Annotated in this window: 16 protein-coding genes and 1 pseudogene; 4 read left to right on the top strand and 13 right to left on the bottom strand. The window is 64.3% G+C overall.

Annotated elements, in window-relative coordinates; translation table 11 throughout:
* Positions 1–68: 68 nt before the first annotated feature.
* Positions 69–1268: a formaldehyde dehydrogenase, glutathione-independent gene (fdhA, locus tag P3W85_RS39805; RefSeq protein ID WP_276268860.1), complete on the bottom strand. Its 1200-nt coding sequence runs from the start codon at positions 1266–1268 to the stop codon at positions 69–71.
* A 332-nt stretch (positions 1269–1600) separates the two neighbouring features.
* On the opposite strand from fdhA, the gene P3W85_RS39800 reads away from it, so the two are divergent.
* Positions 1601–3031, top strand: coding sequence for an MFS transporter (locus P3W85_RS39800; protein WP_276268859.1), 1431 nt, complete (start codon positions 1601–1603; stop codon positions 3029–3031).
* A gap of 94 nt (positions 3032–3125) precedes the next feature.
* Here P3W85_RS39800 and P3W85_RS39795 read toward each other — a convergent pair whose 3' ends face one another.
* From P3W85_RS39795 to P3W85_RS39765, 7 genes are all read right to left on the bottom strand, one after another.
* Entirely contained in the window at positions 3126–4277 is a 1152-nt protein-coding gene (locus tag P3W85_RS39795) for a porin (protein WP_276268858.1), read from the bottom strand.
* 155 nt (positions 4278–4432) lie between these two features.
* On the bottom strand, positions 4433–4879 hold the full coding sequence (locus P3W85_RS39790) for a dihydroneopterin aldolase (RefSeq protein ID WP_276268857.1): 447 nt from the start codon (positions 4877–4879) through the stop codon (positions 4433–4435).
* Positions 4876–5529, bottom strand: a complete 654-nt coding sequence (locus P3W85_RS39785; RefSeq protein ID WP_276268856.1) for a sarcosine oxidase subunit gamma — start codon at positions 5527–5529, stop codon at positions 4876–4878. The genes P3W85_RS39790 and P3W85_RS39785 overlap by 4 nt, the downstream gene beginning before the upstream one ends.
* On the bottom strand, positions 5519–8530 hold the full coding sequence (locus tag P3W85_RS39780) for a sarcosine oxidase subunit alpha family protein (RefSeq protein WP_276268855.1): 3012 nt from the start codon (positions 8528–8530) through the stop codon (positions 5519–5521). Before P3W85_RS39780 ends, P3W85_RS39785 begins: the two co-directional genes overlap by 11 nt.
* Positions 8527–8835: a sarcosine oxidase subunit delta gene (locus P3W85_RS39775; RefSeq protein ID WP_276268854.1), complete on the bottom strand. Its 309-nt coding sequence runs from the start codon at positions 8833–8835 to the stop codon at positions 8527–8529. The genes P3W85_RS39780 and P3W85_RS39775 overlap by 4 nt, the downstream gene beginning before the upstream one ends.
* A 19-nt stretch (positions 8836–8854) precedes the next feature.
* Positions 8855–10099 (bottom strand): sarcosine oxidase subunit beta family protein, encoded by a 1245-nt coding sequence (locus tag P3W85_RS39770; RefSeq protein WP_276268853.1) that lies wholly within the window; start codon positions 10097–10099, stop codon positions 8855–8857.
* Positions 10100–10115: 16 nt separating this feature from the next.
* Positions 10116–11504, bottom strand: coding sequence for an L-serine ammonia-lyase (locus P3W85_RS39765; protein ID WP_276268852.1), 1389 nt, complete (start codon positions 11502–11504; stop codon positions 10116–10118).
* Between the two features lie 340 nt (positions 11505–11844).
* On the opposite strand from P3W85_RS39765, the gene P3W85_RS39760 reads away from it, so the two are divergent.
* Complete coding sequence (locus P3W85_RS39760) at positions 11845–12924, top strand: GlxA family transcriptional regulator (protein WP_276268861.1); 1080 nt, start codon at positions 11845–11847, stop codon at positions 12922–12924.
* Between the two features lie 39 nt (positions 12925–12963).
* Here the strand turns inward: P3W85_RS39760 and P3W85_RS39755 are convergent, their stop codons facing one another.
* The 3 genes from P3W85_RS39755 to P3W85_RS39745 form a co-directional block, all read right to left on the bottom strand.
* Complete coding sequence (locus P3W85_RS39755) at positions 12964–13149, bottom strand: IS4 family transposase (RefSeq protein WP_430869705.1); 186 nt, start codon at positions 13147–13149, stop codon at positions 12964–12966.
* Positions 13150–13515: 366 nt separating this feature from the next.
* Entirely contained in the window at positions 13516–14907 is a 1392-nt protein-coding gene (locus P3W85_RS39750; protein ID WP_276268850.1) for a type II toxin-antitoxin system HipA family toxin, read from the bottom strand.
* A 9-nt stretch (positions 14908–14916) separates the two neighbouring features.
* Positions 14917–15258 carry a helix-turn-helix transcriptional regulator gene (locus tag P3W85_RS39745; protein WP_276268849.1) on the bottom strand — a complete coding sequence of 114 codons (342 nt, stop codon included), beginning with the start codon at positions 15256–15258 and terminating at the stop codon, positions 14917–14919.
* A gap of 129 nt (positions 15259–15387) precedes the next feature.
* On the opposite strand from P3W85_RS39745, the gene P3W85_RS39740 reads away from it, so the two are divergent.
* Both P3W85_RS39740 and P3W85_RS39735 read left to right on the top strand, forming a co-directional pair.
* Positions 15388–16101 carry a tyrosine-type recombinase/integrase gene (locus P3W85_RS39740; protein ID WP_276268848.1) on the top strand — a complete coding sequence of 238 codons (714 nt, stop codon included), beginning with the start codon at positions 15388–15390 and terminating at the stop codon, positions 16099–16101.
* A 98-nt stretch (positions 16102–16199) separates the two neighbouring features.
* Positions 16200–16634, top strand: coding sequence for an HU family DNA-binding protein (locus tag P3W85_RS39735; RefSeq protein WP_276268847.1), 435 nt, complete (start codon positions 16200–16202; stop codon positions 16632–16634).
* Between the two features lie 186 nt (positions 16635–16820).
* Here the strand turns inward: P3W85_RS39735 and P3W85_RS39730 are convergent, their stop codons facing one another.
* Both P3W85_RS39730 and P3W85_RS39725 read right to left on the bottom strand, forming a co-directional pair.
* Positions 16821–18926, bottom strand: coding sequence for a TonB-dependent siderophore receptor (locus P3W85_RS39730; protein ID WP_276268846.1), 2106 nt, complete (start codon positions 18924–18926; stop codon positions 16821–16823).
* Positions 18927–19053: 127 nt separating this feature from the next.
* A pseudogene (locus P3W85_RS39725) lies at positions 19054–19227 on the bottom strand (transposase); the annotation flags it as partial.
* Positions 19228–19594: the final 367 nt, after the last annotated feature.

Raw genomic sequence — 19594 nt, 5'->3', positions numbered from 1 at the left:
GGAGAGGGGAGACAACACTCGGGATTCTCTGCCTTGTCAGCAGGCGCAGATCCGCCTTTATCGCCCGATCACGCCGCCGCCAACATCCCGTGCGGATCGATGACGAATTTCCGTGGCGCACCGCCATCAAACTGCTTGTAGCCTTCCGGCGCCTGCTCAAGCGGGATCACGGACACGTTGACGATCTCCGCGATCGGCAGACGACCGTGCAGGATCGCCTGCATCAGGTTGCGGTTGTACTTCAGCACTGGTGTCTGCCCGGTATGGAATGAGTGCGACTTCGCCCAGCCAAGGCCAAAGCGGATGCTCAGGCTGCCGTGTTGCGCCGCTGCATCCTTGGCGCCCGGATCGTCGGTCACGTAGAGCCCCGGAATCCCGATCGCGCCGGCGGGGCGCGTAATTTCCATCAGTGAATTCAGCACCGTCGCCGGCGCCTCCTCCGCGTGGCCGGACGCGCCATGGCCGTGCGCCTCGAAACCGACGCAATCGACCGCGCAATCGATCTCCGGCGTGCCAAGTATTTCGGCGATCTGCTCGCCAAGCGTCGCGTCCTTGGACAGATCGACCACTTCGAAACCCATTGCCTTCGCGTGGGCGAGACGCGCCGGGTTCATGTCGCCGACGATGGTGCAGGCCGCGCCGAGCAGGCGCGCCGAAGCCGCCGCGGCCATGCCGACCGGCCCCGCGCCGGCGATGTAGACGGTCGACCCGGGCTTCACGCCCGCAGTCACGGCACCGTGATAGCCGGTCGGCAAAATGTCCGACAGGCAGGTGAGATCGCGGATTTTCGCCATCGCCTGGTCGCGGTCGGGGAACTTCAGCAGGTTGAAGTCGGCATACGGCACCATCACGTACTCCGCCTGGCCGCCGATCCATCCGCCCATGTCGACATACCCGTACGCACCACCCGCACGCGCCGGGTTGACGTTCAGGCATACGCCGGTGTGCTGCTCCTTACACATCGCACAGCGCCCGCACGCGACGTTGAACGGCACCGACACCAGATCGCCGATCCTCAGCGTCTCGACGTCGCGGCCGACCTCGATCACCTCGCCGGTGATCTCGTGACCGAGCACGAGACCTCCCGGTGCGGTCGTGCGCCCGCGCACCATGTGCTGGTCCGACCCGCAGATATTTGTGCTCACGACCTTGAGGATCACCCCGTGGCCGATCGCACGGCCGCTTGGATCGGCCATTTTCGGATAGTCGATCTTCTGCACCTCGACCTTGCCCGGCTCAAGATATACGACACCTCGGTTGCTGCTCATCGCTTTGTCTCCATCAATGGTTGAAGCGTGCCGCGGCGCGCCAATCGGCGCGCGGCATGCGCGGCCGCGCCTTCGAGAGTAGTCCGGGACACCGGGGCGCCTGTGTGCAAAATCCGACGCGCGCTTGAACGTCGCCGACATCGGAGCTTGCGCCAGCGATACCGCGCTCGCCGCGCCCATCCTGAGCGCAGCCGCTCCGCTCAGCCCCGATGACGGTTTCACACAAGCCGGCGACGGTTTTTCCCCAGATCGGCGGTCGATTACCGCGTCTACTTAAGATTCCGGGCCTTCAGGCAAGCTGATTTGAGGCCCTTACTTTTTCCAAGGACGCCATGCCAATCCCATCCCCTATTTCCGCGCGCGCGAACGCCGCCGCCCGGCTCGAACGTCTGCCGTTTTCCGGCTACCACAAGCTGATCTTCATCATCATCGCCGTCGCGTTCTTCTTCGACTCGGTCGACCTTGCCACGATGACCTTCGTACTGGGTTCGATCAAGCAGGAATTCGGGTTGTCAACCGCGACGACTGGCCTGGTCGCCAGCGCCAGCTTCTTCGGGATGGTGCTCGGTGCGGCGCTCGCCGGCCTGCTCGCGGACCGCTTCGGGCGCCGGCTCGTGTTTCAGTGGAGCATGGTGCTGTGGGGCGTAGCGTCGTATCTGTGCTCGACGGCGCAAAGTGTCGAGGCGCTGATCGCCTGGCGCGTCCTGCTGGGGATCGGCATGGGCATGGAGTTTCCGGTCGCACAGACTTTGTTGTCAGAATTCGTGCCCGCCGCGAACCGCGGGCGCCTGATCGCGCTGATGGATGGCTTCTGGCCGCTGGGCTTCATCACGGCGGGCGTCGTTTCCTACTTCGTGCTGCCGGAGTTCGGCTGGCGCACCGTGTTCGCGCTGCTCGCGATCCCGGCCGTGTTCGTGCTGATCGTACGGCGCCTCGTGCCCGAATCGCCGCGCTGGCTCGAACACGCGGGCCGGCACGCTGAGGCCGACGCAGTGATGCGCGACATCGAAGCCAGGGTGATGCGCTCCGCCGGCGTCGCGACGCTGCCTGCGCCCGCGCAGCGCCTGATGGCCGCGCCGGTGCGCGGGCGCGGCGCGTTGCGCGAGATCTGGAGCGGCGCATACCGCCGCCGCACGACCATGGTATGGCTGCTCTGGTTCTTTGCGCTGCTCGGCTTCTACGGCCTGACGTCCTGGCTCGGCGCGCTGCTGCAACAGGGCGGTTTCGCGGTCACGCAGTCGGTGTACTACACGGTGCTGATCTCTCTCGGGGGCATACCAGGCTTCCTGTGTGCCGCCTGGCTGGTCGAGCGCTGGGGCCGCAAGCCGACCTGCATCGCGTCGCTGCTCGGCGGCGGCACGATGGCGTACCTGTACGGGCAGAGTGCGATGTACGGCGGCAGTGTCACGCTGCTCGTCGGCACCGGCCTGGCGATGCAGTTCTTCCTGTTCGGCATGTGGGCGGTGCTGTACACGTACACGCCGGAACAGTACGGCACCGGCGCGCGCGCGACGGGGTCCGGCTTCGCGTCGGCAATTGGGCGGATCGGCTCGCTGATCGGGCCCTATATGGTTGGCGTGGTGTTGCCGGTGTTCGGACAGGGCGGCGTGTTCACCCTCGGCGCGATCTCGTTCGCGGTAGCGGCGCTCGCGGTGTGGGTACTCGGCATCGAGACCCGTGGCGTCGCGCTGGAAGCGCTGGCGTCGGACGACGCGTCCGCTGAAACTGCCGGCTATCCCGCGGTAGCTGACAAGACTTCCTGACCTGCAGGCCCGGTTCTCGTGGGAAACTGCCCAGCCGGGCTGCCTGCCGCGAGTCGCTGTCGCGACCCGCGGCGGCCACCGCAATGGATTGGACTCAGAACTTGTGACGAATCGCGGCACGGACCTGGAACTGCCTCGCCGTCGATGAGGCGTTTGCCGCCCCGGGCAAGTCAGCCAGGTCCAGTGTGGTGCCGGTCTTGTCGCCGGCGACGCGCTGGTAGGCGGCCTGGAGATAGACGTCCGTGCGCTTCGAGAAATTGTAATCCGCCATCAGGCCGAAGGAATGAACCTTCGGTTTCGCGTCGCCGGAGGACGCGCGGAAGTTCTCCAGCGTGAGCGTATACATGGCACCGGCGTAGAAAGCGGGCGTGAACTGGTACTTGAAATTCACTTCCAGGTTCTGGAACCGGAGCGAGTCCAGGGTACCGCCGGCCGGCAGGATCGATCCGGAGATGTACGAGGTGGACTGCGGCGCGGTCAGGTTCGAATTCGAGTAGGCGAAGCCGGCCGTCGCCGCACCGAACGTGTAGTTGATGCCGGCACCGAAAATGCGCAAACGCCTGGCAAGGAAGTTCTTGTCGCCGCCGTTATTGATGGCGCCTCCTGACGTGGCCGACGGGTTGTCCGCCTGCAGGTAGGCCGCCGCCAGCAACAGGCCGCCGCTCGCGTACTGCATCCCCGCGCTGTACTGACGGTTGTTGGCAAAGTTGGTGTCGTTGCTGAAGCTGTAGGCGCCGCCGAACTGGAATCCGCCGAGGGAGGGACTCGTGTACTTGACGGTATTGTTGGCGCGGAACGAGTAGATCATGTTGTCGTTATCGTAGGGGTGGCCGAACATGGTTCCCCCCCAATTTCCGGCAACAGTCGTCGGCGCGAGATAGTCGATCACCGAATCATATTGGCGCCCGAGCGTGACGCTCCCCAATTGATTGTCGGAAAGCCCGACGTAGGCTTGCCGACCGAAGAGCAATCCGCCCTGTGCCGCTTTGCCGTTGCTCGCATTGAAGCCGTTCTCGAGCTGGAACAACGCCTTGAGGCCGCCGCCCAGGTCTTCCGTCCCCTTCAGGCCCCAACGGCTGCCTTGCGCAAAGCCGCTTGCCATCTCGGTCAGGCTGTGTCCGCCGACGTTATTGGTGTAGTTGACGCCTTCGTCGATCACGCCGTACAGCGTGACGCCGCTTTGGGCAAAGGCAGACGCGGAAAACATCAGCGCCATGACCGGGCCCGCAGTCGCTCCCTTTTTCATTGAATTCTCTCCTCGTATGAACATGACTCACGCTGCCGACGCGCCGATCGGTGCGGCATGCGCGGCAGCGTCTATGAGAGTAGTCGGGGAGCCCGGCAAACCTATGTCCAATACCGACACGCGTTTGCACGGCGCCGACACGGCCCGGGAAACGCTCAGCCCGCCTGCCCGCTGCGCCTGAGGTAATCGGCGCGTGTCCACTCGAGCGCGACGCCGACGCGTTGCGTGCCGGGCCGGATCTTCGGCTTGTGCACGGCAAGCGTCAACGTGTCGAGCGCCGGCCATTCGCGAAACGACAGCTCGGCGATCTCGGCCACCAGGGTCTCGAGCAGGCGCGTATGCGGCTTGTGCGCAAGAAACGTGGCGAGGCGCGCACAATAGCCGTCGTAGTCGATCCACTCGCCGTCCTCGCTTGGCTCGTGGCGATAACCCAGACGCGCGTCGATCACGATCGGCTGCGGTGCTTCGTGCTCGTGCGGATGGATGCCGATCCGCACCGGCACCGCCAACGCATCGATAAACACACTCCAGCCCCGGCCCGGCAGCAGTGGCCCATCGAGCCCGGCGAGTGGTGCGCTGAACGCGTTGTCGACCGGCTTCATGATGTCAACGGCGCCGCGGCGTCGAGCATGATGCGGCAGAAATAATCGGCGAAGCTGCGCCGCAGGACGACCTCGAAGCGCTCGACGCCGGTCGGCACCAGCACGATCGACGCCTTGAAGTAGTGGCTCTGCGCGCACTGGCCCGGCTTGAACACGCGCGGATGCAGGTCGAGCGGACAGCCGCGCGCCAGTACGTCGCGTACGCGCCCGCCGCTGATCTCGACGACCGTGTAGCCGCTGCCGACGTCGACCGCCGCCGCGTACGCGCCGACGATCGCCTGGGCGAGCTTTGGCTCGAGCACGCCCGCCGGCACCGGTTCGTTCGAGCGCACCAGCCACTCGTCGGGGCCGAGCCACAGCACGTCATAGGCGGCGCCGCGCGCGACCGTGTTCGGTGCGGCCGGCGGACAACAGCCGACCACGCCCTCGAACGCGTCGGCGAACGCAGGGTCGGAGAGATCACCGCGCACGTTGACGAGATCAAGAAAGGCGCGCTCGCGCATCACGAAGTGTTCCGACGCACGCGCCTGGTGCGCGTTCAGCAGATCGGCCGCGCCGATGAACGGCGACTCAAGCCGCACGCCGCGCTTGCGCGCGTCAGACGCCGGCACGCCTGCCGCCGACGTAGCGATATTCGATTCATTCCACATTCTGGCGTACCCCTTCCGTATCGTAGAAAACCGGGCTCGAGATCTTCGCGGTCACGCGCCGGCCGTTTGCCAGCGGAATCGCCACGCTCTCGCCCATCTTGTTCAGGCCGCCCTTCACCACGGCCAGCGCGATCGAGCGCTTCAGGATCGGGCTGTAATAGCTCGACGTCACGTGGCCGAGCATCGGCGTCGGGTCGGTCGTCGACACCTGCGTGTCCGGCGCAATGATCTGCGCGCCCTCCGGCAGCACGAACTGCGCGTCGTCGGTCAGCAGGCCGACGAACTGCTTGCGGCCTTCCTTCGCGGTATCCGAACGCGTCAGCGAGCGCTTGCCGAGGAAGTCCTTCGACTTCGCCACGACTCCGCCCATGCCGAGATCGTACGGCGTGATCGAACCGTCCGTGTCCTGGCCGACGATGATGTAGCCCTTCTCCGCGCGCAGCACGTGCATCGTTTCCGTGCCGTACGGCGTGATGTCGAACTCGGCCCCCGCGGCCATCAGCGCTTCCCACACCGCGCGGCCGGCGTTCGCGGGCACGTTCACTTCGTACGCCAGCTCGCCCGAGAAGCTGATCCGCATCACGCGCGCCTTCGCGCCGGCGACTGTGCCGTTCCGATAGCTCATGAACGGGAAGGCCTCGTTGCCGAAGTCGATGTCATCGCAGACCTTGTGCAGTACCTTGCGGCTCTTCGGGCCGACCACCGCGAAGGTTGCCCAGTGATCTGTCACCGACCCAAGCCGCACCTTCATGTCCGGCCACTCGGTCTGCAGCCAGCGCTCGAGCCAGGTCAGCACACGCGCGGCGCCGCCCGTCGTCGTCGTCATCATGAAATGCTGCTCGCTGAGCCGCACCGTGACGCCGTCGTCGAACACCATGCCGTTCTCGTCGAGCATCAGGCCATAGCGGCACTTTCCGACTTCGAGCTTGTTCCACGGGTTGGTGTACATCCAGTTCAGCAGCGTCACCGCGTCCGGGCCCTGGATGTCGATCTTGCCGAGCGTCGATGCATCGAGGATGCCGACGCTGTTGCGCACCGCGAGGCATTCGCGCTTCACCGCCGCATGCAGGTCCTCGCCCTTCTTCGGGAAATACCACGGACGCTTCCAGTTGCCGACGTCCTCGAACAGCGCGCCATGCTCGACGTGCCATTCATGGATGCAGGTCTTGCGCACCGGGTCGAGGAAGTCGCCGAGCTCGCGCCCCGCCAACGTGCCGAACGTGACCGGCGTGTAGTTAGGGCGGAACGTCGTCGTGCCGGTGTCGGGAATCGACTTGCCGAGCGCCTGCGCCAGGATCCCCATGCCGTTGATGTTGCCGAGCTTGCCCTGGTCGGTGCCGAAGCCCATCGCGGTGTAGCGCTTCACGTGTTCGACCGATTCGAAGCCTTCGCGCGCGGCCAGCAGGATGTCTGACGCGGCCACGTCGTTCTGGAAGTCGACGAACTGCTTCGGCCCGCGCGCGGCGGCCTCCTGGCTGCCGACGAGCCACAGCGGCAGCAGTGCGCCTTCGGCGACGGCTGTCACCTTTGGCGCGGTGGGGCGCCTGGCGTTACTGAAGCCGACAGCCTTGGCAGCGGCGGCCCCCGCTTCGATCGCGAGCGGCAGCGCCTGCGCCAGGCTGAACTCGCCCGCCGCCGCGCCAACGCTCGCCTCGGCCTGCATCGACTTGCCCGGCACGAAGCACACCTTCTCATCGTTCCACCGCGCCTTGCCGCCCGATTGCGCGAACAGGTGAAGGACCGGGCTGAGGCCGCCCGACATCGCGACCAGATCGCACGGGATCGTCGACACCGTGCGCCCGGTCTTGCCGTTTGCATAAGCCGCCACGTCGACTGACGAGACGTGCCGCTTGCCGGATGCAGCCGTCACCACTGCGCCATTCAGCACGGTCAGGCCCTGCCGCTTCGCGGCGGCCGCCAGCGCGCCATTGGTCGATGCGCGCGCATCGACGATCGTTACCTTCGCGCCGCACGCCTTCAGGTCGAGCGCCGCCTGGTAGCCGCGATCGTTGTTGGTGAACACGACAGCGTCGCGTCCCGGCAGCACGCTGTAGCGATGGATGTAGGTCGACACCGCCGACGCGATCATCACGCCCGGCAGGTCGTTGTTGCCGAACACGAGCGGACGCTCGTGCGCGCCGGTGGCCAGAATCACCCGCCTTGCACGGATCTTCCACAGCAGCTCGCGCGTGCCCTGGCGCTTCGCTGCCGGCAGGTGGTCGGTGAGGCGCTGCGTCACGGTCACGAGATTGTGGTCCTGATAGCCGAACGCGGTGCTGCGCGACAGGATCGTCACCTCCGGCATCTTGCGCAGTTCAGCCTCGATCTGCTCGGCCCACTGCAGCGCGGGCTTGCCGTTGATCTCGGCGCGAGCGGAAAGCAGGCTGCCGCCAAGCTCGCACTGATCGTCGACCAGGATCACGCGCGCACCGGATACTGCTGCCGCATGCGCTGCCGCGAGGCCCGTCGGGCCGCCGCCAACCACCAGTACGTCGCAGTGCGCGTAGCACTTGTCGTAGCGATCGGCGTCGCGCATGTCGGGCGCCTTGCCAAGACCGGCCGCATGGCGGATCTTCTCTTCGTACTTCGGCCACATCTTGCGCGGCCACATAAAGGTCTTGTAGTAGAAGCCCGCTGGCATAAAGCGCGCGAACTTCTGGTTGATCGCCATGCGATCACGTTCGAGATCGGGCTGCGCATTCACGCTCGTCGCGACGAGTCCGTGATACAGCTCGACTTCCGTCGCGCGCGCGTTCGGCACCGTATACGCGCCGCGTTCGAGCTGCACCACGGCATTCGGCTCCGCGACATCCGCCGTCACGATGCCACGCGGACGGTGATACTTGAAGCTGCGCGCGACAAAGCGCACGCCGTTGGCGAGCAGCGCCGATGCGAGCGTGTCGCCCTGGAACCCCTGATACGTGCGTCCGTTGAACGTGAAGGTCAGCGGAACCGCGCGATTGATGCGGCCACCGGTGCCGAGACGGTCTTTCTGGCTCATTTCTTGCCCCTTACTTGCGGTGCTTCTTGCGGTGCGGTAGCGCCGGGCTGGCCGAAGGTCTCGTAGCCCTTGATGTCATAGCTGACCGTATCGCGCTCCACCTTGAACCAGCGGCGGCAGCCCTGGGCGTGGATCCATTGCTCGCGATGCTCGCCCCGGGTATTGGTGCGCATGAACAGGTAGTCCCCCCATTCGCGGTCAGACAGCTTCTCGGTCTCGAGCGGACGCGCGATGTCGGCCTCGCCGCCGCATGAAAATTCGGATTCGGCGCGCGGGCCGCACCACGGACATTCGATCAGCAACATTTCTTTCTCCTGGTGGCGTTCAGTGCGCGACGGCGGCGGCGCCGTGCTCATCGATCAGGTGGCCGGTATAGAAGCGGTCGAGCGAAAACGGCGCGTTCAGCGGATGCGGCTGGTCGCGCGCGATGGTGTGCGCGAACACCCAGCCCGAGCCCGGCGTCGCCTTGAAGCCGCCCGTGCCCCAGCCGCAGTTGAAGTAGAGGCCCTTCACGTCGGTCTTGCCGATGATCGGGCAGGCATCCGGCGACACATCGACGATGCCGCCCCACTGGCGGTTCATGCGCACGCGCGAGAACACCGGGAACATCTCGACGATCGCCTGCAGCGTCCCTTCGATGACCTGGAAGCTGCCGCGCTGGCCGAAGCCGGTGTACTGGTCGATGCCCGCGCCGATCACAAGGTCGCCCTTGTCGGACTGGCTGATGTACGCGTGCACCGCGTTCGACATGATCACCGAGTTGACGACCGGCTTGATCGGCTCCGACACCAGCGCCTGCAGCGGATGGCTCTCGATCGGAAGGCGCACGCCCGCCATGTCGGCGAGCGTGGTCGTGTTGCCGGCCGCGACCACCGCGACCTTCTTTGCCTTGATAAAGCCCTTCACCGTGTCGACACCGACGACCGCGCCGTGATCGCGCCGGATGCCGGTCACCTGGCAGTTCTGGATGATGTCGACACCAGCCCGATCGGCGCCCCGCGCGAAGCCCCACGCGACCGCGTCGTGCCGGGCAACGCCGGCGCGGCGCTGGATCGAGGCACCAAGCACGGGGTAGCGGCTGTTCAGGTTGATCGTCGGTTCGATCTCCTTGACCTCCTGCGGCGTCAGAAACTCCGCATCGACGCCGTTCAGGCGGTTCGCGTTCACCCGGCGCTCGGTGTCGCGCACATCCTGCAGCGTGTGCGCCAGGTTCATCACGCCGCGCTGGCTGAACATCACGTTGTAGTTCAGGTCCTGCGACAGCCCTTCCCACAGCTTCATCGCCTTTTCGTAAAGCGCCGCGGATTCGTCCCACAGATAGTTCGAGCGGACGATCGTCGTGTTGCGCGCGGTGTTGCCACCGCCGATCCAGCCCTTCTCGAGCACGGCAACGTTAGTGATCCCGTGCTCCTTCGCGAGGTAGTACGCAGTCGCGAGACCATGCCCGCCGCCACCGACGATCACCACGTCATACTCGCGCTTGGGCTCCGGGCTCTTCCATTGCTTTTCCCAGTTCTCGTGATAAGACAGGCCGTTGCGGAACAGACTGAATATCGAATAGCGGCTCATTTCGTGGACCCTTTCGTTAGCATTCAATGACGTTCACGGCCAGGCCGCCGCGCGACGTCTCCTTGTATTTCGTCTTCATGTCGGCGCCGGTCTCCCGCATCGTCTTGATCACCGAATCGAGCGACACATAGTGCTGGCCGTCTCCCTTCAGCGCCATGCGCGATGCGTTGAGCGCCTTGATCGCTCCCATCGCGTTGCGCTCGATACATGGGATCTGCACCAGCCCACCGACCGGATCGCAGGTCATCCCGAGGTTGTGCTCCATGCCGATTTCGGCGGCATTCTCAACCTGGTCTGGCGTGCCGCCCATCACCGCAGCGAGCGCGGCCGCGGCCATCGAGCACGCAACGCCGACCTCGCCCTGGCAACCGACCTCGGCGCCCGAGATAGACGCCGTCTCCTTGTAGATCATCCCGATCGCCGCCGCAGTCAGCAGGAACTCGACAATGCCGTCGTCATTCGAGCCCGGCACGAACTTCACGTAGTAATGGAGCACCGCAGGGATCACGCCGGCCGCACCGTTGGTCGGCGCGGTGACGACGCGGCCGCCCGCCGCGTTCTCCTCGTTGACGGCCATCGCGTACAGGTTGACCCAGTCAAGCATCGACAGCGGATCGCGCAGCGATTCCTCGGAACGCGCGCGCAACCGGTTGTAGAGCTCGGCCGCGCGGCGTTTCACGCGCATCGGGCCGGGCAGCTCCCCCTCGACCTTGCAGCCACGCTCGACGCTGGCAGCCATCGTCTGCCAGATCGCCAGCAGCCCGGCGCGCACGGAATCGGCCGGGCGCAAGGCACATTCATTGCGAAAGATCAGTTCGGCGATCGACAGCCCGCTGTCGCGGCACGCCTGGATCAGGTCGGCGCCGGTGAGGAACGGATACGGCACGTCGGCCGCCGCTCGCGCACCATTCACGCGATCGCCATCGCGATTGACCACGAACCCACCGCCGATCGAGTAATACTCCTTTTCCACGAGCAACTGCCCCTGCTCGTCGAATGCCTGAAAGCGCATGCCGTTCGAATGCACGACGCTGCCTGTACTGCTCATCAGACGGAGAAAGAAGCCGATGTGCTCCTTTTCGTCGAAGCCGATCTCATGCTTGCCAAGCAGCAACAAGCGCTTGTCCTTGCGGATCTGTGCGAGGCGCGGTTCAATAACGTCCGGGTCGATCCGGTCTGGCAAGCGCCCCTCAAGGCCAAGGAGCACCGCTTTGTCGGTGCCGTGGCCCTTGCCGGTTGCGCCGAGCGAACCGTACAGTTCCGCTCGCACGCGGCGCACGAAACCGAGCAGGTTCGCGTCCTCAAGGTGCGATACGAAGCGGCATGCGGCGATCATCGGGCCGACCGTGTGCGAACTCGATGGACCGATGCCGATTTTGAACAGGTCGAAAACGCTGACATTCATCTGGCTGCCTCTTTGCTATTGCCTGGTAGGTGTCGTTGGATGTCAGTACATCAAAGCGTAGAATTTGCCGATAGAACAAAAGCGGCATCGACGTGGGACACCGCCGCCAGGCGCGGGTCCAAACAGGCCGGAAGTTCGCTTTGGCGATGATTCGCGTCGGAAATATGCAAGTCCGCGGCATGCGGATCGGCGACGCTGGCTGTGACGGAGCCGCGTCGCGCAGGCAGGCGGCGAGGGCTGCATGGATGCCGTACGCATCACCGGCATTCGCTACCGAGACGCCGCCGCCCCGCAACCCAGATCCGCCCGCTTGCGCGAGCCTGTCAAGATGGATGCAGCCATGACAACCGACGTTCCCATTTCCCCTGTCGCCGAGCCGGCGCCACGGCGCATCCGCTTCGGCATCGTGCTGCTGCCGAACTTCACGCTGACCGCGTTTTCGGGTTTCGTCGACATGCTGCGGCTGTCGGCGGACGACGGCGACTACAGCAAGCCGGTGCGGTGCGTGTGGAGCGTGATCGGAAACACACTCGCGCCGGTACGCGCGAGCTGCGGGATCCAGGTCGCGCCGTGGGAGGCCTTCGACGACGCGGAGCCATTCGACTATGTGGTCGTGGTCGGCGGGCTACTGCACTCGGGGCCACAGGCCGGACCTGAGACGCTTGACTTCATCCGTCGCGCGGCGGGCGGCGGCGCGACGATCGTCGGCATCTGCACCGGCGTTTTTGCGCTGATGCGCGCGGGCGTGCTCGAGGGGCACCGCGCCTGCGTCAGCTGGTTCCACTACTGGGATTTTATAGAGCGCTTCCCGTCGGTGGATGCGGACCTGCTGATTGCCGACCGGCTGTTCGTGATCGACCGCCGGCGCATCACCTGCTCGGGCGGGCGCGCGTCGATCGACGTCGCCGCCGCCATCTTGCTGCGCCACTTCGATCACGCCACCGTACAGAAGGCGCTGCGGATCCTGCTCGTCGGCGAGATGCAAAAGGGCAATGCGCCGCAGCCGCATCCGCCCGGCCTCGAGCCCGCGACGCACCCGAAGGTCAAGCGCGCGATTCTGCTGATGGAGCAGCACGTCGGCCGGGCGCTCCCGCTTGAAGCGCTCGCCTGCAAGCTCGACCTGTCGCCACGCCAGCTCGAGCGCCTGTTCAAGGCGGAGACCGGCAAGAGCCCGCAGGCATTCGCCAAGCATGTGCGGCTACGGACCGCTGCGTGGTTGTTGACCAGCTCGGACCGCACAGTCGTCGACATCGCGTTGAGCTGCGGCTTTGCCGACGCATCACACCTCGGCCGTGACTTTCGCAAACAGTTCGGCGTACCGCCTGCAGCCTACCGCGACCAAGGTATACATCCGGCCGAGTCGACGCTGCCCGATGGCGATGCCGGCGAGATTTCGGCGATCACCGAAAGCGAGTGTTGAACGATCCTTTGCCGACTTGACCCATTCGTTATACAGAACTCATGAGTCCTCCCGCATCGCCTGAATCATGAAGGCGGCATCCATTGTTCGCTGCATGCCGATCCAGATCGTTTTGGCGCCGGGATCGCCATCACTCTTGCGCCCAAGGAATCCGCCCAGAGAGGCCACCAGACGAATCATCTGAGTGAGCCTAGCCGGTGTCTTTGGACGAGCCTCCCGGTGCAATTACGATTCGATGGGTTGCCCAATCGGCGTCGGTGACGCTGCCTGCGTCTTCGCGGGCGTAGCGAAGGAGCATCGCCTGCGCGCGCAACCGCCCGTGGTCAAGTGTCGGGTTCGCGGACACCATGTACAGCGATGCCGCGGCTTCGGCGCACGCGCTCTTGCCTGGTTGGGTCCTGCGGGATAGCGTTCGGTCCGATCGAAATCGGCGCCGTCTACCAGGTCACGCATGACGTTTCCTCCGCCTTCTTTGACTTCGCGCCATCGGATAGTGCCAAGATTACTACTGGCAAAGTCGCAGCAATGTTAGTGCGGGGGCTAACGCAGAAATTGCTTACTTGGAGGGAGCATCTTTTCTACACCTCACCCCTATGCTGCCTTGGCGTCCACGCCGCGCCGGATGTCCTTCTCCAGCGCCGGACTCGCAATGTCCGAGAGGCTTCGGACGGCCTGCTCGAGCGTGCGGATCAGATCCGGGGTGGCTCCCAGGGCTTCATAGATGTTCTTCCAGCCCCGCACTGCACCCCATACCCGGCGGATCACGTCGAGCGCCGTAGGCCGGTCCGCCACGAAGGCAGAGAACTCGCTCATCGCATTGTCGAGGGTTGCAAGCTTCCCCTGCGTGCCCACGCTCAAGTGCAGGCGGCGCTCCATGGAAACGGACGCCCGCGGCACGACGTCATACAGCGGGCTGAGGCGCCAGCCCTGCAGCTGCGTGTCGTAGGCAAACGCGTGGTTGCGCAGGTGGTCATCGTCGTTGGTCAGGAAGATGTTGAGCACCATGCGGGCAAACAGCTCCTCGTTGTCGGCTTTCACGCACGACGCCACGACCTGCTCGCGAATCGTCTGGGCCAGATCCTTGTAGCCCTTGGCCATCGACTCCATCTCCGGGCATCCCATCAGGGTCAAGGCGCTGACTTGCGCTATGCGGCCCTCGGTATAGCCAGGCATGGGCTCGGTGTCGTAGCCGCGCGCCATGGCCGCGAGCGGTTGCCCGGCCGGCGCCCAGTACCGGTCGAACCGACGGATCAGCAGCACCGGCTTGCCCCCGACCGCGATCACCTTCACCGGCGGAACGGAAAGCCCAGCGGCCCGCGCGATCTCCAGGGCGCCTGCCTCGAGGACTGCCATGTTGAGCGTGTCGGTCTTGGACGGGAACTTGGCCAGCCACAGGACGCTGTCGGCCTCCCGCACGGAAGCTTTCGGGCGCGCGCCGCCGGCCGACGGCACGCCGCCGAGGTATGGCTGCAGGTTCGCCGGAATGGGTTCGCCGTTCTCGACCGCGTCAGCCACCTGCAAGAGGTATGGCAGATCGATCAGCCCCCCGGCCCCCTTGCGAGCGGGACTCTTGGTGTCCTCCCGCACGTCCAGCGCACCAACGCGGTCACTGCCAGCCTCCAGCAGGTAGGTGAATTCGTCGAGCGAGTTCGGCGCGGCATTGAGCTGGGCCTCGATGACGCGGCGGCCCCAGGCATCGGGCGCAGCATCGCGGATCCCCCCGAATTCGTTCACCTCGGGCAGCGGGTACCACACCGTGCCGGGCTCCGCCTGCCGCGCCTGCGCCAAGGTGAGCGCGCGAGGGTCTACCTCGATGGCGTTCGACCGCTGCAGGTAACGCGTGCCATAGGCGAAGCTGACGGTTTCCCGACCCGCGGACGCCTCGCGACCGAGCAGTCCTGCGGGCACGAAGTGATGCCCTTCCGCCTGATCGGCGATGTGGGCGAATACCGCTACCTTGCTGGGAGCGCGACGAGGGGCCAAGGCTTCTCCTTAGAAATCGAGTTCACGCAGTTCCGCCTTACTTGCGGAGCGAATGCGCTGTGGCAGCTTGCGCGCATGCAAGGCGATCAATGCCGGCACATCCCCTGCAAGGAGCGCCTGCAGGGTGACTTCCGGCGCCAGGACATGAACATAGCGCAGGATCTGCGTAAGAGTCCGTCCCGGATCGCCTTTTTCGATCAGGATCGCGGTTCCCCGGGAGAGCCCGGCGCGTGCAGCAACCTCCGCCTGGCGTAGCCTCAGGCCTTGGCGCAGCTGGGTGATACGCGCACCAAGCTGCTTGGCTTCAGTGAACCGGGAAAGAGGCAGAAGTGGAGATTCGTCTCGTTTCATAATGTCTGTAATCCTGAACTATAAAACGCTTTAGGTCTGCCATTGCGAACATTATAGTGCTGGTGGCACTGGTGATCAAGACCGAGATATGTTCACAAACTTAGACTTTACTGCTATTAAAGTCCATGATTGGCAACATTTTTATCGTTTCGGTCGTTCTGCCTCGCTCAGCTTGGCGCATATGACGCAAAAGTCATAACTCGCCTCATCGAGTTGGGCCCAGGGGAGACTTCCTGGCCGGCGCTTGCCGAGGAATTGGTCAGGGAAGGGCATTGGCCAGATGGGGAGCCGATTCCGCTCTTCCTCGATGCAAGCGAAGACGCACGGTTGCAGGAGCACGTACAGCCGCAAGCCAACGACGATCTGGCCCAATTGCGCGGCCGAGCGATCGTGGCCCTATTCCTGGCCACAGGTGTCACTGCGGCTGAAGGAAGGGCAGCGGCCCTTCCACATCTGATACTTGACCGGCGGCACCCTGCCCTCTCCATCCCAGCGCATGGAGCCCGGGATGCCCGGACGGTCAGCGTTCCCGACTTCGCCCTGCCAATTCTGCGCCTGTGGCTCGATCGGCGAGCCGCGCTGCCGATCGCCGGCGACCTTCTGTTCACGCTCACTGAACTCGGCAAGCCGATCACCGACGCTAGCCTAGGAAGGATAGTGCGAGATGCACTGCAGGCGGTCGGGTTCGAGGGCGATGACATGAGCCCGCGCGTCCTGCGCAACACCTTCTGCCGGCGCCAACTGCTTGCCGGCGTCTCCAGGCTAGACGTGGCCGCCCTGCTCGGCCTGGCCAGCCTGCATACCTGCGACCGGATCGCTGCCACCATCGATGCGCAGTTGTAATTGTTGGTTTCGCGTAGTCGCACACATCGCATGGAATTTGCTATTCTCGCGAATGCCTCTACGGCGACATATCAACGAGTAACCAGACCAGAGAATCCATGGCAACCAAAGCGAAAGCTGTCGTAAAGTCCCCCGCCAAGCCCGCCGCCAAAAAGGCAGCGCCGGCCAAAAAGGCGGTAGCACCGGCAAAGAAGGCCGCTGCGGCTGCACCGGTAGCGAAGCCGCTGAAGGACACTTTCACCAAGGCGAGCTTGCTGGCCCACCTGGTCGCCCAGACCGAGCTGGACGCCAAGACCGTCAAGACCGTGCTGGCCCACTTGGAAAACACCGTCCTGAGCGCGGTGCACAAGAAGGGCGCGGGCGAGTTCACGCTCCCCGGCCTGCTCAAGGTCACCGCCCTGCAAGTGCCGGCGACCAAGAAGCGCTTCGGCAAGAACCCGTTCACCGGCGAAGATCAGTGGTTCGCTGCAAAGCCGGCCACCGTCAAGGTCAAGGTTCGCCCGTTGAAGAAACTGAAGGACGCCGCGCTGTAAGGTGTACCGACCTGCTGAACGAATGGAGCCCGCGAGGCTCCATTTTTTTACGCCCGGCTGGCAAAAGAGAAGGCGCCTCACCGACCTGCGGGTCCCGAACGACGGGTGAACAGGGTGGATACGCGGCGAGCCCTGCAAAGGCAGACATTCCGGAATTCAGAGATTCAGGGGCGTGGGCGGTTTTCTTCAGAACTGGTACCGCAGGCCGGCAACGATCTGCCGGCCCAAGCCCGGGGTGACCGCTAGGTTTCCCCATGATGCGGGGTAGTAATTCTTGTTGAACAGGTTGTGCACGTCCAGCGAGATCCGGGTGTTTCGATCAATCTGCCAGTATGTCACCAGCTTGACGGTGGCGTAGGCAGGCAGCGAATAGGTGTCGGTTGCATTGCCGGAGCGCGAGCCCACGTAGACCAGGCCGCTGCCTACACCGTAACGCCCGCCTAGCGGCATTGCGTCCTCTCTGATCGCCAGCAGGCTCGCGCTTACCTTGGGGATGTTGGTCAGGCGCGTGCCCACGGCAATTGCGTTGTCCTTCGTCACTTTGGCGTTGACGAGGGCGAAACTGCCGCTAACGCGCCAGTGCGCGTCGAGTTGGCCGAACGCATCGAACTCCAGTCCGCGGCTTTGTACCTCGCCTGCAGCCACGCTGAAGTTGGCATTGGTGGGGCTGCGGGTCAGCACGTTTTGCTTGACTATATCGAACACTGCCAGCGTCGCACCCAGCCGCTGGTCGGCCGACTGCCACTTTGCGCCGGCCTCCAGCGCCCGGCCGTGCTGCGGGTCGAAGGCATTCCCCGCCTCGTCCACACCGCTGTTGGGACGGAAGGACTTGCCCAGCGACAGGTAGAGCGAGGTCTGCGCGCCCGGCAGCCAAGTCAGGCCCACGCGTGGCGACACCGCGCTCTGGCTTTGGCTGGTGGATTTCGCCGTGATCAGGTTGTCCACCGTCTGGCGATAGTTGTCCAGCCGCACGCCGGCAAGTAGCTTCCATTGTTCGGAGAGATCGATCTGGTCCTGCAGGTACACACCGAGGCTGCGCTGATTCTCGCGGGTGCTGATGCTCGGCGCCACCGGCGGCTGCGGCTGGCCGTATACCGGCTGGTAGATGTCGATAGCATACGGATTGGATGCAATGCTGGAGTAGGCGATATCCATGCCCATATAGAGGCGCGATGCGTCCACTCCCGCCAGCACAGTGTGCCCCAGACCACCGGTCTGGAACTTGCCTTCCACTTCGGCCTGTGCCGAGGTGTCCCGCGACGGCAGGCTGCGCCAGCTGTTGCGGCGGGTCAGGGTGCGACCATCGGCTAGCAGGCTGCCGAACTCTGCGGCTTCGCCGTAGAAGCCGGATTCCTTGTAGCTCATGCCGATGCGCGTGCGCCAGCCAGGCGCCAGTTCACGGTCCAGTGTGAGCTGATGGGTGTCGCTGGACAGATGCAGGTTGGGGTCCCCTGGTTCACCCAAGACGCGGTCGCGAGGCAGGTCGATGCGGCCGTTGACGTTGATCAGGCCCCGGTCCAGCGGCGTGCGCGCGCGCATGAACTCGCCCTCGTACTGCAGTAGCGTCTTATTGTCGATTACCCAGGCGAAAGCAGGGGCCACGAGGTACTTGCTGTTGTCGAGCAGCGAACTGCGGCTGGCCCCGTCTTCCGCCATTACATTGAGCCGGTAGGCCACGTTCTCCGTGATTGGGCCAGTGCTGTCCAGAGCCGCTCGCCGGAAACCGAGCGAGCCGATACTCAGGTCTGCGGTATTGGCCCGGGTGAACTGCGGCTTTTTGGTAACGATGTTGATGGTGCCGCCGGGTTCGCTGTTGCCATAGAGCGCTGCGGCCGGGCCTTTCAGGAACTCGAACCGATCCACCGTGGCAGTGTCTCGCATTGGGTTATAGCCGCGGGCACCGGGGAAGCCATTGACCAGAAAACCCATATCGGTGCTGCTGAAGCCGCGGATCGCGTAATTGTCCCAGGTACCACCAAAATCGTTCAGGCGGGCAATACCGCTGACGTAGTCCACGGTTTCGGACAGGCGCGTTGCCCCCAGGTCGTCGATCAGTTGCGAAGTCACGACGCGAACCGACTGCGGTACCTCGTGTAGCGGCGTTTCTGTTCGGGTGGCACCGCTGGCGACGGATGGCATGTACCCGCTAGTGCCTGCGCTGACGCGCACTTCAGGCAGTTCCGTCGGTGCGGCCGCGTCCTGCGATGCGGCGTGGACGGACTGGGCAACGGGGAGCAGCGCGAGGCCGGCATGCCAGGCGAAGCGGCGAACGGAAAATGGGAAAACAATCATGACGGCAATCCGGAAAACATAGGCCGCCTAATGTATCCAACTAAATACGATTGCTTCTCATTCCTTGAATTTTGAAAGGGATTGCTGCTGAGCGACCAAACTTGTGGTAACGGCTGTGCCCTGGCTGCTTGAGTCCGAGGAACATCTGAATCGCCGCGTCCGAGTGAGCACGCGGCCGACCACGCTTTGGCGATCCTGCCTCGGGCGACGCTTGCAGTACGCCTTCGTCGAGCCACATCGTCACGTCACCTCTCGCGATCAAGCCCGCGTTGTACTTTGTCCAGTTCCTGACGCGGCAGATCCCCTTGGGTCACGCGTCTTGTGTTCTTCCTTGCGCATCTTCTCGAGCAAAAATCGAGAATCTACGCACTTCCCCGAAGCGCTAGCAGGGGCACAGCCTCGACCGTAGCGCGTAAACGTCAGGCCGCTTTCAGACATCCGGATTTATGCGACAACGCCGTTTCAATACGACGGCAATTATTAATCCGAGCGGAGAAGGAAAATCATACAGAAAGATGCAGTTTTCCTATTTTATGAAGGAAACGGCATCGGCAAAACGTGGTGACACTCCCAGCCTGATTGAGACAGAATGAGGTACAATCGCTATCTGCATCTGCTGGTAAACATATTTCTATCCAGAAATGCTGCGTTACTACAGAGCAAGAGGA

Source organism: Cupriavidus basilensis, assembly GCF_029335485.1.
Lineage (GTDB): Bacteria > Pseudomonadota > Gammaproteobacteria > Burkholderiales > Burkholderiaceae > Cupriavidus > Cupriavidus basilensis_E.
Note: the sequence above shows the minus strand (reverse complement) of the source record. Positions and strands in the feature narration are given on the sequence as shown.

Excerpts from the sequence above, each read along its gene's own strand:
- fdhA (WP_276268860.1), bottom strand. The coding sequence starts at position 1,268 with ATGAGCAGCAACCGAGGTGTCGTATATCTTGAGCCGGGCAAGGTCGAG.
- P3W85_RS39800 (WP_276268859.1), top strand. The coding sequence starts at position 1,601 with ATGCCAATCCCATCCCCTATTTCCGCGCGCGCGAACGCCGCCGCCCGG.
- P3W85_RS39795 (WP_276268858.1), bottom strand. The coding sequence starts at position 4,277 with ATGAAAAAGGGAGCGACTGCGGGCCCGGTCATGGCGCTGATGTTTTCC.
- P3W85_RS39790 (WP_276268857.1), bottom strand. The coding sequence starts at position 4,879 with ATGAAGCCGGTCGACAACGCGTTCAGCGCACCACTCGCCGGGCTCGAT.
- P3W85_RS39785 (WP_276268856.1), bottom strand. The coding sequence starts at position 5,529 with ATGTGGAATGAATCGAATATCGCTACGTCGGCGGCAGGCGTGCCGGCG.
- P3W85_RS39780 (WP_276268855.1), bottom strand. The coding sequence starts at position 8,530 with ATGAGCCAGAAAGACCGTCTCGGCACCGGTGGCCGCATCAATCGCGCG.
- P3W85_RS39775 (WP_276268854.1), bottom strand. The coding sequence starts at position 8,835 with ATGTTGCTGATCGAATGTCCGTGGTGCGGCCCGCGCGCCGAATCCGAA.
- P3W85_RS39770 (WP_276268853.1), bottom strand. The coding sequence starts at position 10,099 with ATGAGCCGCTATTCGATATTCAGTCTGTTCCGCAACGGCCTGTCTTAT.
- P3W85_RS39765 (WP_276268852.1), bottom strand. The coding sequence starts at position 11,504 with ATGAATGTCAGCGTTTTCGACCTGTTCAAAATCGGCATCGGTCCATCG.
- P3W85_RS39760 (WP_276268861.1), top strand. The coding sequence starts at position 11,845 with ATGACAACCGACGTTCCCATTTCCCCTGTCGCCGAGCCGGCGCCACGG.
- P3W85_RS39745 (WP_276268849.1), bottom strand. The coding sequence starts at position 15,258 with ATGAAACGAGACGAATCTCCACTTCTGCCTCTTTCCCGGTTCACTGAA.
- P3W85_RS39735 (WP_276268847.1), top strand. The coding sequence starts at position 16,200 with ATGGCAACCAAAGCGAAAGCTGTCGTAAAGTCCCCCGCCAAGCCCGCC.
- P3W85_RS39730 (WP_276268846.1), bottom strand. The coding sequence starts at position 18,926 with ATGATTGTTTTCCCATTTTCCGTTCGCCGCTTCGCCTGGCATGCCGGC.